This window comes from Asaia bogorensis NBRC 16594 (assembly GCF_001547995.1).
Lineage (GTDB): Bacteria > Pseudomonadota > Alphaproteobacteria > Acetobacterales > Acetobacteraceae > Asaia > Asaia bogorensis.
Window position 1 is genome coordinate 274,945 of record NZ_AP014690.1, and the last position, 12,571, is coordinate 287,515.

General features: G+C 60.7%; 11 protein-coding genes. 8 read left to right on the forward strand and 3 right to left on the reverse strand.

The genetic code is table 11. The annotated features are described in order from the left end of the window. Window positions 1-14: 14 nt before the first annotated feature. A complete protein-coding gene (locus Asbog_RS01265) occupies window positions 15-1,445 on the forward strand; it encodes a cobyric acid synthase (RefSeq protein WP_062163797.1) in 1,431 nt (476 codons plus the stop codon). 105 nt (window positions 1,446-1,550) lie between these two features. Here the strand turns inward: Asbog_RS01265 and Asbog_RS01270 are convergent, their stop codons facing one another. Next, entirely contained in the window at window positions 1,551-1,892 is a 342-nt protein-coding gene (locus Asbog_RS01270) for a hypothetical protein (protein WP_062163798.1), read from the reverse strand. A 367-nt stretch (window positions 1,893-2,259) separates the two neighbouring features. Here Asbog_RS01270 and Asbog_RS01275 point away from each other — a divergent pair, with 367 nt between their 5' ends. Further along, the gene (locus Asbog_RS01275) at window positions 2,260-3,168 is read left to right on the forward strand and encodes a LysR family transcriptional regulator (protein WP_062163799.1); all 909 of its coding nucleotides are present in this window, start codon (window positions 2,260-2,262) and stop codon (window positions 3,166-3,168) included. 46 nt (window positions 3,169-3,214) lie between these two features. Here Asbog_RS01275 and bluB read toward each other — a convergent pair whose 3' ends face one another. Together bluB and cbiB are read right to left on the reverse strand one after the other, a co-directional pair. Continuing rightward, window positions 3,215-3,871, reverse strand: coding sequence for a 5,6-dimethylbenzimidazole synthase (gene bluB, locus Asbog_RS01280; RefSeq protein ID WP_062165626.1), 657 nt, complete (start codon window positions 3,869-3,871; stop codon window positions 3,215-3,217). Further along, entirely contained in the window at window positions 3,868-4,869 is a 1,002-nt protein-coding gene (gene cbiB / locus Asbog_RS01285) for an adenosylcobinamide-phosphate synthase CbiB (RefSeq protein ID WP_062163800.1), read from the reverse strand. The genes bluB and cbiB overlap by 4 nt, the downstream gene beginning before the upstream one ends. 41 nt (window positions 4,870-4,910) lie before the next feature. Between cbiB and cobD the strand changes: the two genes are divergently transcribed. The 6 genes from cobD to hfq all read left to right on the forward strand — a co-directional run bounded on the left by cobD (window position 4,911) and on the right by hfq (window position 12,551). Next, window positions 4,911-5,927 carry a threonine-phosphate decarboxylase CobD gene (cobD, locus tag Asbog_RS01290; RefSeq protein ID WP_062165627.1) on the forward strand — a complete coding sequence of 339 codons (1,017 nt, stop codon included), beginning with the start codon at window positions 4,911-4,913 and terminating at the stop codon, window positions 5,925-5,927. 104 nt (window positions 5,928-6,031) lie between these two features. Further along, a complete protein-coding gene (dusB, locus tag Asbog_RS01295) occupies window positions 6,032-7,135 on the forward strand; it encodes a tRNA dihydrouridine synthase DusB (protein WP_062163801.1) in 1,104 nt (367 codons plus the stop codon). A gap of 142 nt (window positions 7,136-7,277) precedes the next feature. Continuing rightward, window positions 7,278-8,279, forward strand: coding sequence for a helix-turn-helix domain-containing protein (locus Asbog_RS01300; protein WP_062163802.1), 1,002 nt, complete (start codon window positions 7,278-7,280; stop codon window positions 8,277-8,279). A 56-nt stretch (window positions 8,280-8,335) separates the two neighbouring features. After that, window positions 8,336-10,726 carry a sensor histidine kinase NtrY-like gene (locus Asbog_RS01305; protein WP_062165628.1) on the forward strand — a complete coding sequence of 797 codons (2,391 nt, stop codon included), beginning with the start codon at window positions 8,336-8,338 and terminating at the stop codon, window positions 10,724-10,726. Between the two features lie 20 nt (window positions 10,727-10,746). Then, window positions 10,747-12,132 (forward strand): nitrogen assimilation response regulator NtrX, encoded by a 1,386-nt coding sequence (gene ntrX, locus Asbog_RS01310; RefSeq protein WP_023977890.1) that lies wholly within the window; start codon window positions 10,747-10,749, stop codon window positions 12,130-12,132. A gap of 125 nt (window positions 12,133-12,257) precedes the next feature. Further along, the gene (gene hfq / locus Asbog_RS01315; protein ID WP_023977891.1) at window positions 12,258-12,551 is read left to right on the forward strand and encodes an RNA chaperone Hfq; all 294 of its coding nucleotides are present in this window, start codon (window positions 12,258-12,260) and stop codon (window positions 12,549-12,551) included. Window positions 12,552-12,571: the final 20 nt, after the last annotated feature.

Sequence of the window (12,571 nt, forward strand, 5' to 3'; positions counted from 1 at the left end):
GCCCTCGCGCCCTGATGTTTCAGGGAACGGGCTCCAATGTCGGTAAATCTGTTCTGGTGGCTGGTCTGGCTCGGGCGTTGACCCGGCGCGGGCTGCGTGTACGGCCCTTCAAGCCCCAGAACATGTCCAACAATGCTGCCGTAACGCCAGATGGTGGCGAAATCGGCCGTGCCCAGGCGCTTCAGGCGTTGGCCTGCGGGGTGGCGCCATGCGTGCACATGAACCCGGTCCTGCTCAAGCCGCAATCAGAGCATGGATCGCAGATCATCCTTCAAGGGAAGATATGGGGGCAGCGCAAGGCGCGTGAGTATCAGGCGGTAAAGCCTCTTCTGATGCCTGCCGTGCTTGAGAGCTTCCATCACCTGCAAGCTCAGGCGGATATTGTGCTTGTCGAAGGGGCGGGATCAGCCTCAGAGGTCAATCTGCGCGCCAATGACATCGCGAATATGGGGTTTGCCGAGGCGGCCGATCTCCCCGTGATCCTGATAGGCGATATCGACCGTGGAGGCGTCATTGCCAGCCTGGTTGGAACGCGCACGGTTCTGCCGCCCTCGGATGCCGCACGCATCAAGGGGTTCATCGTCAATCGTATGCGTGGCGATGCCAGCCTGTTTGCTAGTGGCATGAGTTTCATTGCTGAGCATACCGGCTGGACACCCTGCGGTCTGGTCCCGTTTTTCCCTGCGATGCGCGAATTGCCTCCAGAGGATACGGGCGATCTGCCCACCGGCTGGCAGGGGGCAGGTACGTGGCGTGTCGCGGTGCCGCTCATGCCTATGATTGCCAATTTCGATGATATGGATGCCCTGCGCGCCGAGCCAGCGCTGTCGCTGGTCTTCGTGCCGCCGGGTGAGGCACTGCCTGTCTGCGATCTGGTCATTCTGCCGGGATCGAAGGCGACGATTGCCGATCTGAATTTTTTCCGGGGGCAGGGCTGGGATATCGATCTCGCAGCGCATCATCGGCGTGGTGGTCGTATTCTGGGGATCTGTGGCGGGTACCAGATGCTTGGGCGCAGCGTGAGTGACCCGCACGGTCTGGAGGGCGCACCTCAAACCCGCGAGGGGCTTGGATATCTCGATATCGAGACCAGTCTGATGCCAGGCAAGACCGTGCGTCAGACAGGCGGCCATCTTCTGCCGTCAGGTGCCGCAGTTTCAGGTTACGAGATTCATGCCGGGATTACACAGGGGCCAGCCCTGTCGCGGCCCGTATTATGCTTTGCCGATGGGCGGCTGGATGGTGCCTGTTCTGAGGATGGCCGTGTTCGTGGCACTTATCTGCATGGCCTGTTCGATCAGGCAGCAGCGCGCGCTACATTCCTGTCATGGCTTGGCGCTGGATCCTCCCCGTTCGATAACAGGGCCCGTATCGAGACGGTGCTCGATGCACTAGCGGATCATCTTGAGGAGCATGTCGCGATCGATCGTCTCTTGTCGATCTGACGGATGGCTTACGGGGCGCTTTTTCAGGTTGCACGCCGGTATGAAGCCGGAACGCGCTACCGGTGGCCCGTCCGGCACGGGCCATGAGATGCAGAAAACCGGAATTCAGAAAGCGGGCACGGCCCGTGCCGTTTCGGAAAACAGCATGCGCACGTAGTTCAGCGCGTCGAGCATGACGCCGTTCTCGCGCACTGAATAGGGATCGCCCTTGACCGAGAGGCAAACCGTCTCATCGGCGCTGGCAGCGGAAACCTTGGGGAGGTAAACCCGCGAGACATTCTCGAGCAGGTTCCAGACAACTCGGATCGATACAGGATCGTTCTGCGCGTTGTCGAGAAGCCCTGTGTCCGTGCCGAGGAAAGAAATGGCGTCGTCCAGACCGTCATTCACGGCGCAATGGGTTTCGCTGTCATCGTCAAGCGCGTGCGAAGCGCCATCGAATACCATCTTCGACTCATAATACTCGTGGTGAGAGTCAGAAAAATTGCGAACGAATGCGGCATTCCCCAAGGAATTATTCCAGCTGTTCACAGTTTCATTATGCAATGTCGAGGGTGGGTTAAATCTGTGCATCTCAATCTCCGGTCTTGTTTTTTATCGTGGGCCGCGTTTTCTAGAGAGACATTCGTAAAGGCGGTGTTACCTATTTGGTTCGTTCGGCGTATTTAACGATGTGTAACGAATAAGACTGTTGAGTATCTGAAGTTTCATCGTGTTTTTACGATCCTGAGCATCGGCTGAAATGCTGTGTAAAAACAAGGAAAAATTTTGCGACGGATCGTGCGGTTTTTTAGAACGATGCCTGAGGGAATCCATGAGAAAAAAGATAAATTTCAATGGCATGGTTTACTTTATATCGGTGGTTGAGGCGGGGTCGATCTCCGGTGCGGCCCGGACGCTTGGCGTGTCAAAAAGCGTTATAAGCAAGGCGATTATCGAACTTGAGGCCTTTCTGCAGACCGATCTGCTGATCAGAACGTCAAAACAGATTCTCCCGACCCGGGCTGGCGAGGTGTTCTACCGGCGCTGCAATTCGGGTGTAGAGGCTATCGAGACAGCTTTTCTCGATACGCAGAATCATGGCTCCATTCCCCAGGGCAAACTCCATATCCTCGCCAATGCCGCCTATGGGCGATATGTCGTCCTGCCGGTGGTTCATGCCTTCGCCGCACGATATCCGTCATGTCAGATCAGTTTTGCGCTGGGCGATGATGTGTCCGAGGCCAAGATGACGTGGTTCGATGTGGCGATACGCACCCGGCCCTTCGACGATCCTTCACTGCATGTGCGACGGATCGGGGGGTATGAGCGGCATCTGGTGGCGGGGCGTGGCTTTATGGATCAGTACGGCCCGGTGGAGAGTTTCGATCAGCTCGCCCTTTTGCCGTTCATTGGCTATGTCGATGATCCCGGGCGGGATGGATGGCGCCTGTCTGCCGGGGGTGAGCCCCGCGGTCTGGGATCGAGCCCTTACCTGTCGCTGGGGCCAATCAACCTGATTCTCGAGAGTCTGATGGCCGGGCAAGGCTATTCGGTCCTGCCGGATTTTCTTTACGATCATCCGAGCGTCGCATCTCAGCTGGTCAAGATCCTGCCTGAGTGGTCAGCCCAGAGCGGGGATATCCTGGCTTATGCCTACCCGACAAAACAGCGCTCGGCGGCGGTGCGTCTGTTCATCGACTGGATGAGCTGCGCCGCCCATGGGCTGCCCTTTCCCGATTGAAGGGGGGGGGCAGCGTGGGGCGGTCAGTCGCCCAGAGGGGCGGGGCTCAGCGCAGGATCCAGCGATGACGATCGCCTGAGCGCTGCTCCCAGCCGCGTCTTTCCAGCTCGGGGGTGCTGTGCTCCTCCTCGGGATAGCCTACGCAGAGATAGGCCATGAACTGCCAGTGCGGATCGGCATCCAGAAGCGGGTTCATATGCGCCGGGTCGAGAATGGACACCCAGCCAAGCCCGACATTATGGGCCTGCGCTGCCAGCCAGAAACCATGAATGGCCATGACCGCCGACCACTGGACTGTTTCAGGCATGGTCATGCGCCCCAGACCGCGCCCCTGAGCGGGGTCGGGGTCACAGAAGACGGCAATGTGATGCGGGGCATCTTCAAGCCCTGCGAGCTTGAGGCGGGCATAGGCCGTGTTATCTGTAGCGCTTCTCGCGGCCAGAGCCTCGGCATTGCGCAGCATGAACTCCTGACGCACGGCCTCGCGGCGCTCGGGCGCGTCGATGCGCATGAAACGCCATGGCTGGCTGAGTCCCACCGACGGAGTAGCACAGGTCACCGCCAGCAGATGGTCGAGCACCGCTTCAGGGACAGGGTCGCGCCGGAAATGGCGGACATCGCGGCGCCACTGAAACAACGTGTCGAGCCTGTCGCGAAAATCCTGATCGAAAACCGGCGCACTGGTACAGGCGGGGGGGCTCATGAGCATACTCCACAAAACAGGGCGAGCAGGAAGCCGCCCTGTATCAGGCACCCCAGACGGTAGAGTGTGAGGGCGCGGGCAAGATCGCGGGTGTCGGCCGTCATTTTCCCATCGCCCATCCAGGAATCGGCAATGACTGTGCCACCATACTGCCTGGGGCCTGCCAGACGCAAAGCCAGCGCGCCAGCCATGGCTGCTTCCGGCCATCCCGCATTGGGGGAGCGATGGTGGGAGGCATCACGCCATACCGTGCGCAGGGCACCCCGTGTCGAATAGCCCGGCGCGAAACTCGCTAGAACGAGCCAGAGCGCGGTCAGACGGGATGCCGGGATATTCACGCAGTCATCGCAGAGCGCTGCTGCGCGTCCGAAAGCCTCATGGCGCGGCGTCATATGGCCGATCATGCTGTCTGCCGTATTGATGGCCTTGTAGGCCACTGCGCCGGGCAAACCGAAAACGGCCAGCCAGAAAACAGGGGCCACAACACCGTCAGAGAAATTTTCGGCCAGACTTTCCGTGGCAGCGCGAACCACGCCGGCGAGATCGAGAGCCTCGGGGTCGCGTCCGACAATCATCGCGACCGCCTTGCGCCCACCGTCAAGGCCAGCTGCGCGCAGCCCGGTCAGAACAGCCCGTACATGATCATGAAGGGATCGCCCGGCAATTAGTGTACTGGCCGCGCAGATTTCGAGGCAGAAAGTGACCGGCATGGGCAGGACGGCACGGGCAAGAGCCTGTGCCCCGATCGTAAGCCCCGTCGGAACAGCGATGATGAGGGCAAGTGCCAGTAAACCACGCGCCCGGATATCGACGATCGAGCGTTGCCCTCGGGGGGATGACGCGCAGGAGGAGACAACGGGCGGATTGAGCCCCTTATCCAGTGCCGTGATCAGCCGGCCAATCCATGTTACCGGGTGGCCAATGAGGCGAAACAGGGCGTCCGGATACCCGAACACGCTCTCTGTCACGAGAGCGCAAAGGGTCAGGAGAAGGAACATGGAGCAAGATGACCGCAAAGCATGAGGAACGGCATCATAGCATGACGCCCTGGCCCGCGCATGGGGGCCAGCTGAGCACGTTGGCGCGTCACTTTCCGCAGGCTCCCACCCCCCTGATCGATCTTTCAACCGGCATCAATCCGTTCGCCTATCCGTTCACCCCGCCCGGGGCGGATGCCCTGTCGCGCCTGCCTGATCCGGCGGAGGAAGAGGCGCTGCGCTTTGCCGCATCACAGGCTTACGGCGTGTCGCCAGACCATGTGCTGGCGGGTCCGGGCACGCAGATGCTGATCGGGTTGTTGCCCATTCTGCTCTCGCGGCAGCAAAGGGTAGAGGGTGTTCGTATCCTTACGCCCACCTATAGCGGGCACGAGACCGCGTGGGCAGCAGCGGGGGTGCCGATCACCTTCATTCCGCATGGTGCATCCCTGCCGATGCCGGGACGAAACATCGTTACAATCATCTGTGCGCCCAATAATCCGACAGGGCACGTTCTGAGTGCCGGAGAGATAGCCTCTCTCGCCGAAAGTCACGGCCATGCGGACGGGGTGCTGGTCATTGACGAAGCCTTTGCCGATTTCCAACCCGTCAGTGCAGCGTCCCTGCTGCCGCACAGAGCCCTGATCGTCTGTCGCTCTTTCGGCAAGACCTATGGTCTCGCGGGGGTCCGTCTTGGCTTTCTGCTGGGTACCCATCCGGTGCTTCATGCCATGCGGGAAGTCATGGGCCCTTGGGCCGTCAACACAGCCGGTTGCCAGATCGGGCGAGAGGCGCTGCTGGACACGGCCTGGCGCGACTCGATGAGCCTGCGTCTCGCGCATCAGACGCAAATCCTGCGCCATATTTTGCATGATGCTGGCCTGTCATTTGTGGGAGGAACGCTGCTTTTCAGCCTCTGGCGAACGGCCCATGCCCAGGAGATATGGGAAAGGCTGGCGCAGGCTGGAATACTGGTGCGGCGCTTTGCATGGGATGAAACCTTGCTGCGTTTCGGCCTGCCTGCGGATGAGGGTGCTCTGACCCGTCTGACCAAAGCGCTGACAAGCCCGGCAAGCTGAACGATCCCGATGCGATGGGGCGGGGTTGTGCAAGGGACTCTCTGTGCCACGAGAGACGATCTCTGATTGCTTCGTGCAAGGGCCGCCGGTATCCTAGGCCCATCATGAGCAATCTTTCCTCTTCCGACGTGGCTGGGTCGAGCCGCGGCCTTGAACTACGCCCGATCGATCTTGGCGGCGGTGTCGTGATCGAAACGCCGGTTATTCTGGCGCCGATGTCGGGTGTTACGGATTTGCCCTTCCGTCAGCTGGCGCGTGATCTCGGTGCCGGGCTGGTGGTGTCGGAAATGATCGCCTCATGGGCCATGGTGCGTGAGAACGAGAACACCCTGCGTATGGCACGCAGCGCCGAGAACGGCCCCAACTCCGTTCAGCTGGCAGGATGTGACCCCGAGGCGATGGCGCAGGCCGCCAGGATTGCTGTGGATCAGGGCGCCGACCTGATTGACATCAACTTTGGCTGCCCTGTGAAAAAAGTGGCGGTAGGGCAATCTGCCGGATCCGCGCTCATGCGTGATGAGGTCAAGGCTGCGGCTTTACTGGAAGCGACGGTCAAGGCCGTTTCAGTGCCGGTGACGCTTAAGATGCGCATGGGGTGGGATCATCAGTCGCTCAATGCCCCGCGTCTGGCCCGCATTGCCGAAGATGTTGGTATTCGCCTTGTGACCGTCCACGGGCGTACGCGCCAGATGTTTTATAACGGCACGGCAGACTGGCATTTCGTTCGCTCGGTGAAGGAAAGCGTCTCCCTGCCTGTGATCGTCAACGGGGATATCGTTTCCATCCAGAACGCCCGCGATGCGCTGGCGGCCTCGGGGGCGGATGGTGTGATGATTGGTCGCGGCTGCTATGGGCGCCCGTGGTTTCTGGCCCAGGTGGCGCAGTCGCTTCGTTCGGGCGAGAACATGCCGGATCCGGACCTCGAGACAGAGAAAGCCATCGTTCTGCGCCATTACGGGATGATGCTGGACCATTTCGGCGAGCGTCCCGGCCTGCGTCTCGCCCGCAAGCACGTCTCCTGGTACTCGCACGGCCTTCCCGGTTCAGCCGCGTTTCGTGCCAGCATCAACAAGATGGATACAGCGCAGGATGTGATCGACCACCTCACGGCGTTTTACGACCAACAGATCGCCAACGGGGTCGTGCGCGACCGTGAAGCCACGCATCAGCGCCCCGATTCCGGCGATGCGGTTGAAGAAGCTGCCTGAATGACGCGTTCGCTGCATCATGATGCGTCCTTGTATTCTGGACTCCTGCATTCTCTGAATGAGAAAGATCTGACCGCGCCTTGCCCTACCGGTTCAGGCCAGTCGGGCGCATGATGATCGCAACCGTGTCAGTGCGCTCCTGATGCCGCACGATCGCGCCTCTCCCGGCATGCTTTCTGAAAATGCAGAGCCAGATTTCCGAGGCGCGGCAAGCGTTGCGCCTCATGCCTTGAAGCATCCCGCACCGGCCAGTCTTGGTTTTGACGGGCAGTCTGAAGCGGTCCGACAATTGCGAGATCGGCTTGATGCCTGCCCGCCATCGCTCGACGCACTCATGCTGTGCGGTGAGGCAGGCAGCGGCCGAACAAGAGCTGCACGTTATCTCTGGGTGCAGTCTGCCCGACCGGGGCGCTTCGTGCCGGTCATTGACCGCCTTTCCTTTGAAGAGGCTCTGGCGGATCAGGCTGGGTGCCTGTTCATCGGTGAGATCGGCCTTGTGGAGCCAGGCCTGCAAGCCAGTCTGCTTTTGCTGTTGTGCAATAAACCGGCCAATGAACGCCCGGTGGTGATCTGCACCAGTACATGGGCGCCTGCGCGCCTTGTGCAGGATCGCCGCATGGATGAGGCCCTGGCGACCCTTTTGAGCCGGCACTGTGTCACCGTTCCGGCCATGCGGGAGCGCCACGACGATATAGGGGCGCTTTGTGCCGTCTGGGCCGAACAGAATGGCGGAGAGGCGGTTTTTCATCCGGATTGCGCCGCCTGGCTGGCCCAGCAGGACTGGCCCGGTAATTTCCGCCAGATACGCCAGCTTCTGTCTCATGCTGCGCAATCCAGAGCGGGCGGGGTCGTGACGGCGGCGCGTCTTGCTGCGCTGCATCGTGTGGACACAACGGCAGATGCCGCCTCTTTTCAGGGGCTTCTGGCGCGTTATCTTCCCTCCATGCTCGATCTTGAAAGCGATGTTCAGGGGTCGCTTCATGCCCGCGTGCTGGCAGAGGTCGAGCGACCTTTATTCCGCCTGGTACTCAGAGCGACAGAGGGCAATCAGATTAGGGCGGCTGCCCTTCTGGGGATCAATCGCAATACGCTGCGTAAACGGCTGCAGCTTTTAGGCATCGAGACAGGGCGCACACGGTCATGACAGACAGGGACAAGCCCGTAATCACGCATGTGTCCGACCCCTTCCCGGATGATCCCATGCCCGGGAGCGGATCGCAGATAGAGCATGATTCCGCCATCCTGCGGGTTATACGGCGTGTCAGCCGTCTCAAGACGGCAATGGTTCTGGCCTGCGCGGCGCTGGTTCTGCTGATCACGACATTTGTTGTTCTGGCCCGTGGCCTCTCCTTTGCTTACCGGCCCCAGATCGAATCCGTCGTGTTTCTGCTCGATTTCGTGGTGCTGCTTCTTCTGGGGGCGGCGGTGATCATGCGCGTCGGGCGCATGCTTGCCGAGCGCCGTACCGGTCTGGCAGGGGCGCGGCTCCATGTCAGGCTGATTACGCTTTTCGGCGTGGTCGCCGTGGCCCCGACGGTGGTGATCGGGGGGCTTGCAGCCCTGTTCTTCCATTTCGGGATCCAGATCTGGTTTTCCAACCGGGTGAACACGGCGCTGACCGAAGCGCGTGACGTGGCAGCAGGCTATCTGCAGGAGCATAACGACAACATCCGCACCGAGGCCTTTGCCCTCGCGAACATCATCATCACCGCCAATAATGACGAGATGTATCGCCACGGCGTGGATCTGATGCGTGATCCGGGTCAGCTTGGGATGATGCTGGATGTGGAAGCCACCGAACGCGGCCTTAACGAGGCCGTGGTGTTCGATTCCTACACCAACAAGGTGGTGGCCTCGGGTGGGCTGGCGGCGCTGCAGGGCAAGCAGCTTGCCCTGCCGCCCAAGGATGCCACGACCCTGGCACGCACCAATGACGTGGCGATTCTCGACAGTCCCGATGAGCGCACTGTACGCGCTGTCGTTAGCCTTGGGCCAAGTTCCGGGCTGATGCTGGTCATCACACGCCCGGTCGATGCCAAGATTCTCGAGCATATGCGCCATACCGATGCGGTCGTTTCGGAATATCAGCGTCTCGACGCGCATCGCTCGGCCATACAGGTGAGTTTTGCGCTGATCTTTGCGCTACTGGGCCTGCTGGTGCTCAGCATCGGCATGCTGACGGGGCTGGTTCTGGCCAAACAGATCACCCAGCCACTCGGGCTCCTGATCCTTGCAGCGCGACGGGTGAGCGAGGGCGATCTGAGCGTGCGTGTGCCCGAAGCACGGGCCCGCGACGCCCGGCGTGATGATGAGGTTGGCACCCTGTCGCGTGCCTTCAACCGCATGACCGATCAGCTTTCTACCCAGCGTACCGAGTTGATGGAAGCCTATGAGCAAATTGATGAGCGGCGTCGCTTCACCGAAACGGTGCTTTCGGGTGTGTCGGCCGGCGTGATTGGTCTCGATGCGCATCAGGTGATCGAATTACCCAATCGCGCCGCCTCCAGACTGCTCCAGCGTGACCTGGACAGTGGCAAGGGACAGGCCCTGCGCGATGTTGTGCCGGAATTCGGCACCATGCTCGATCAGGCGCGAGCAGAGCCCGGACAGGCGCATACCGCGGAAATCCAGATCGATGTCGCTGAGAGAGGGACTGTGCTTGGTGATGGCCCCAGTGTGGGTACATCCGGCCGCACGCTTCTGGTGCGCGTGGTGGGTGAGCAAGGAAGCGATGACTCGACAGGCTATGTTGTCACGTTCGATGATATCACGGCGCTTCTCGCGGCCCAGCGCAAGGCAGCCTGGGCCGACGTGGCCCGACGCATCGCTCATGAAATCAAGAATCCGCTGACGCCCATCCAGCTCTCGGCAGAGCGGCTGAAGCGTCGCTTCCTGCGCGAGATCAGTTCCGATCCGGAAACATTTGGTCAGTGCGTGGATACGATCGTGCGTCATGTTGGCGATATCGGGCGTATGGTGGATGAATTCTCGTCTTTTGCCCGCATGCCGCAACCCGTTCTCAAGGACGAGGATCTGTCGCGTCTGGTGCGAGAAGCTCTGGTCCTCCAGCGCAATGCTCATCCCGAGATCATCTATGACACGACCGATATGCCGGCTCGTGGTCCTCTCGTGCATTGCGACAGACGTCTGATTGGCCAGGCCCTGACCAATTTGCTGCAGAATGCCGCCGATGCCGTGGCCATGGCGGCGAAGGAACGTGAAGAGCAGGGCGACACCAGTCAGATGGACCGACAGGGCGAAGCGGGGAATGAAAGGCGGGCGACCCAGGGAAGTATACGCGTGGCTCTGGGGGTTGCGGGGGGAGAAGCCATGGTGCAGGTCATTGACGACGGCATCGGTTTGCCTTCTGTTGACCGCCACCGCTTGACGGAACCGTATATCACGCACAAACCGAAAGGGACGGGGCTGGGGCTCGCCATCGTCAAGAAGATCATGGAGGATCACACAGGTGGGATCAGGCTGGAGGACCGACCGGACGGACGTGGAACCGTCTCGACGCTCACCCTGCCTGTGCGCGAGGTGTCCGATGCACAGCCCGACCTTATGGTCCAGACGAGCAGGGAGCAGTGAACTTCTGATGAGGAATGCGCATGGAGCATGAAATCCTGATCGTCGATGACGAGCCGGATATCCGGCTTCTCATCGAGGGGCTCCTTCGTGATGAGGGATATGAAACGCGCGTTGCCGCCAATTCGGATCAGGCGCTGGCGGCGTTCCGGGCGCGTCGTCCGTCGCTGGTCATCCTCGACATATGGCTGCAGGGATCGCGCCTTGATGGCATCGATCTGCTCAAGACGATCAAGGCGGAGGAGCCGGGTCTGCCGGTCGTCATGATTTCCGGCCACGGCACCATCGAGACTGCCGTTTCGAGCCTTCAGCACGGGGCCTATGATTTCATTGAGAAGCCGTTTCAGGCTGATCGTCTGATTGTTGTTGTCCAGCGTGCGCTGGAAGCCGCGCGCCTTGAACGCGAGAATGCCGAGCTGCGTCTGCGCTCGGGAAACGAGACGCTGCTTTTCGGTGACGGCCCCGGCATCAGCGCCGTGCGGGGGCAGATCGAGCGTGTGGCGCCCACAAATTCACGCGTGCTGATTACCGGCCCTGCGGGGTCGGGCAAGGAAATTGCGGCGCGTATGGTCCATGCCCGCTCGCGCCGGGGCACGGGGCCGTTTATCGCCCTGAACTGTGCAACGCTTGCGCCAAACCGTTTCGAGGAAGAGCTTTTTGGCATCGAGGGGCAATCCGATGGTGTGATGCGCCGCACCGGCGTGCTGGAGCGTGCCCATAAGGGAACGCTGCTGCTCGACGAAGTGGCGGACATGCCGCTGGAGACCCAGGGCAAGATCGTGCGCGCGTTGCAGGACCAGACGTTCGAGCGGTTGGGTGGTTCGACAAGGGTCAAGGTGGATGTGCGTGTGATCGCCACCACAAACCGCGATCTTCAGGGTGAAATTGCCTTGGGGCGCTTCCGCGAGGACCTTTACTACCGTCTGGCTGTGGTGCCGCTGCGTCTGCCCTCCCTGCGTGAACGTCGTGAGGATATCCCGTCCCTCGCGCAGCATTTCCTGCGTCGTTACGCCGAGAATGCCGGCCTTGCGCCACGCGAACTGTCGGTCGATGCGCTGGCTGCGCTGCAATCCTATGAATGGCCGGGAAATATCCGGGAGCTGCGCAACCTTATGGAGCGCCTTCTGATCATGATGCCCAATGGTCAGGATCTCATTCGCGCGGATATGCTGCCCAGCACGGTCAGCCAGGGCGCCCCCTCCATGACGCGTCTCGATGCCGGCGCGGATGTCATGGCGCTGCCCCTTCGTGAGGCGCGCGACCTGTTTGAAACGCAATATCTGCAGGTGCAGCTCTTGCGTTTTGGCGGAAACATCAGCCGTACTGCGAATTTCGTCGGGATGGAGCGTAGCGCCCTTCATCGCAAGCTCAAGCAGCTTGGCGTGACACCTGAAGACCGGACTTTGTGAGTCTGGAAACCCTATCTCAATAAAGATAAGGTAGGGGCCATAAAGCCGGGAGCCTGTTTCACGCGTTGTCTCCCGGCCCCCCGGACAGGGGCCCCTGCAAACACCTGAAAAGAAGAAGAGCAATCTTGGCCAGAGCAAACCCCACCCCATCGCCCCAGACCGCCCCCTTTGCCGAGTTTCAGGAGGGTGAAACCGTACAATCCCTGTTCCTCCAGCATCTGCAGGAACATGCGCTTCCCGTGACGGTTTTTCTCGTCAATGGCGTGAAATTGCAGGGCGTCATCCCTCAATTTGATCACGAGACCATCATTCTGCGTCGTGACGGCCACACCCAGCTTGTCTACAAGCATGCGGTAAGCACGATCATGCCTGTCGCTCCCTTGGCGCTTTTTGCTCAGGATGGCGAACTGAGCCTTTAAGGACTGGAGTTTCCCCAAGA

Coding starts and splice junctions, on each gene's coding strand:
- dusB (WP_062163801.1), top strand. CDS start 6,032: ATGAGCAATCTTTCCTCTTCCGACGTGGCTGGGTCGAGCCGCGGCCTT.
- cobD (WP_062165627.1), top strand. CDS start 4,911: ATGACGCCCTGGCCCGCGCATGGGGGCCAGCTGAGCACGTTGGCGCGT.
- Asbog_RS01275 (WP_062163799.1), top strand. CDS start 2,260: ATGAGAAAAAAGATAAATTTCAATGGCATGGTTTACTTTATATCGGTG.
- ntrX (WP_023977890.1), top strand. CDS start 10,747: ATGGAGCATGAAATCCTGATCGTCGATGACGAGCCGGATATCCGGCTT.
- Asbog_RS01270 (WP_062163798.1), bottom strand. CDS start 1,892: ATGGTATTCGATGGCGCTTCGCACGCGCTTGACGATGACAGCGAAACC.
- bluB (WP_062165626.1), bottom strand. CDS start 3,871: ATGAGCCCCCCCGCCTGTACCAGTGCGCCGGTTTTCGATCAGGATTTT.
- Asbog_RS01300 (WP_062163802.1), top strand. CDS start 7,278: ATGCCGCACGATCGCGCCTCTCCCGGCATGCTTTCTGAAAATGCAGAG.
- Asbog_RS01305 (WP_062165628.1), top strand. CDS start 8,336: ATGCCCGGGAGCGGATCGCAGATAGAGCATGATTCCGCCATCCTGCGG.
- Asbog_RS01265 (WP_062163797.1), top strand. CDS start 15: ATGTTTCAGGGAACGGGCTCCAATGTCGGTAAATCTGTTCTGGTGGCT.
- cbiB (WP_062163800.1), bottom strand. CDS start 4,869: ATGTTCCTTCTCCTGACCCTTTGCGCTCTCGTGACAGAGAGCGTGTTC.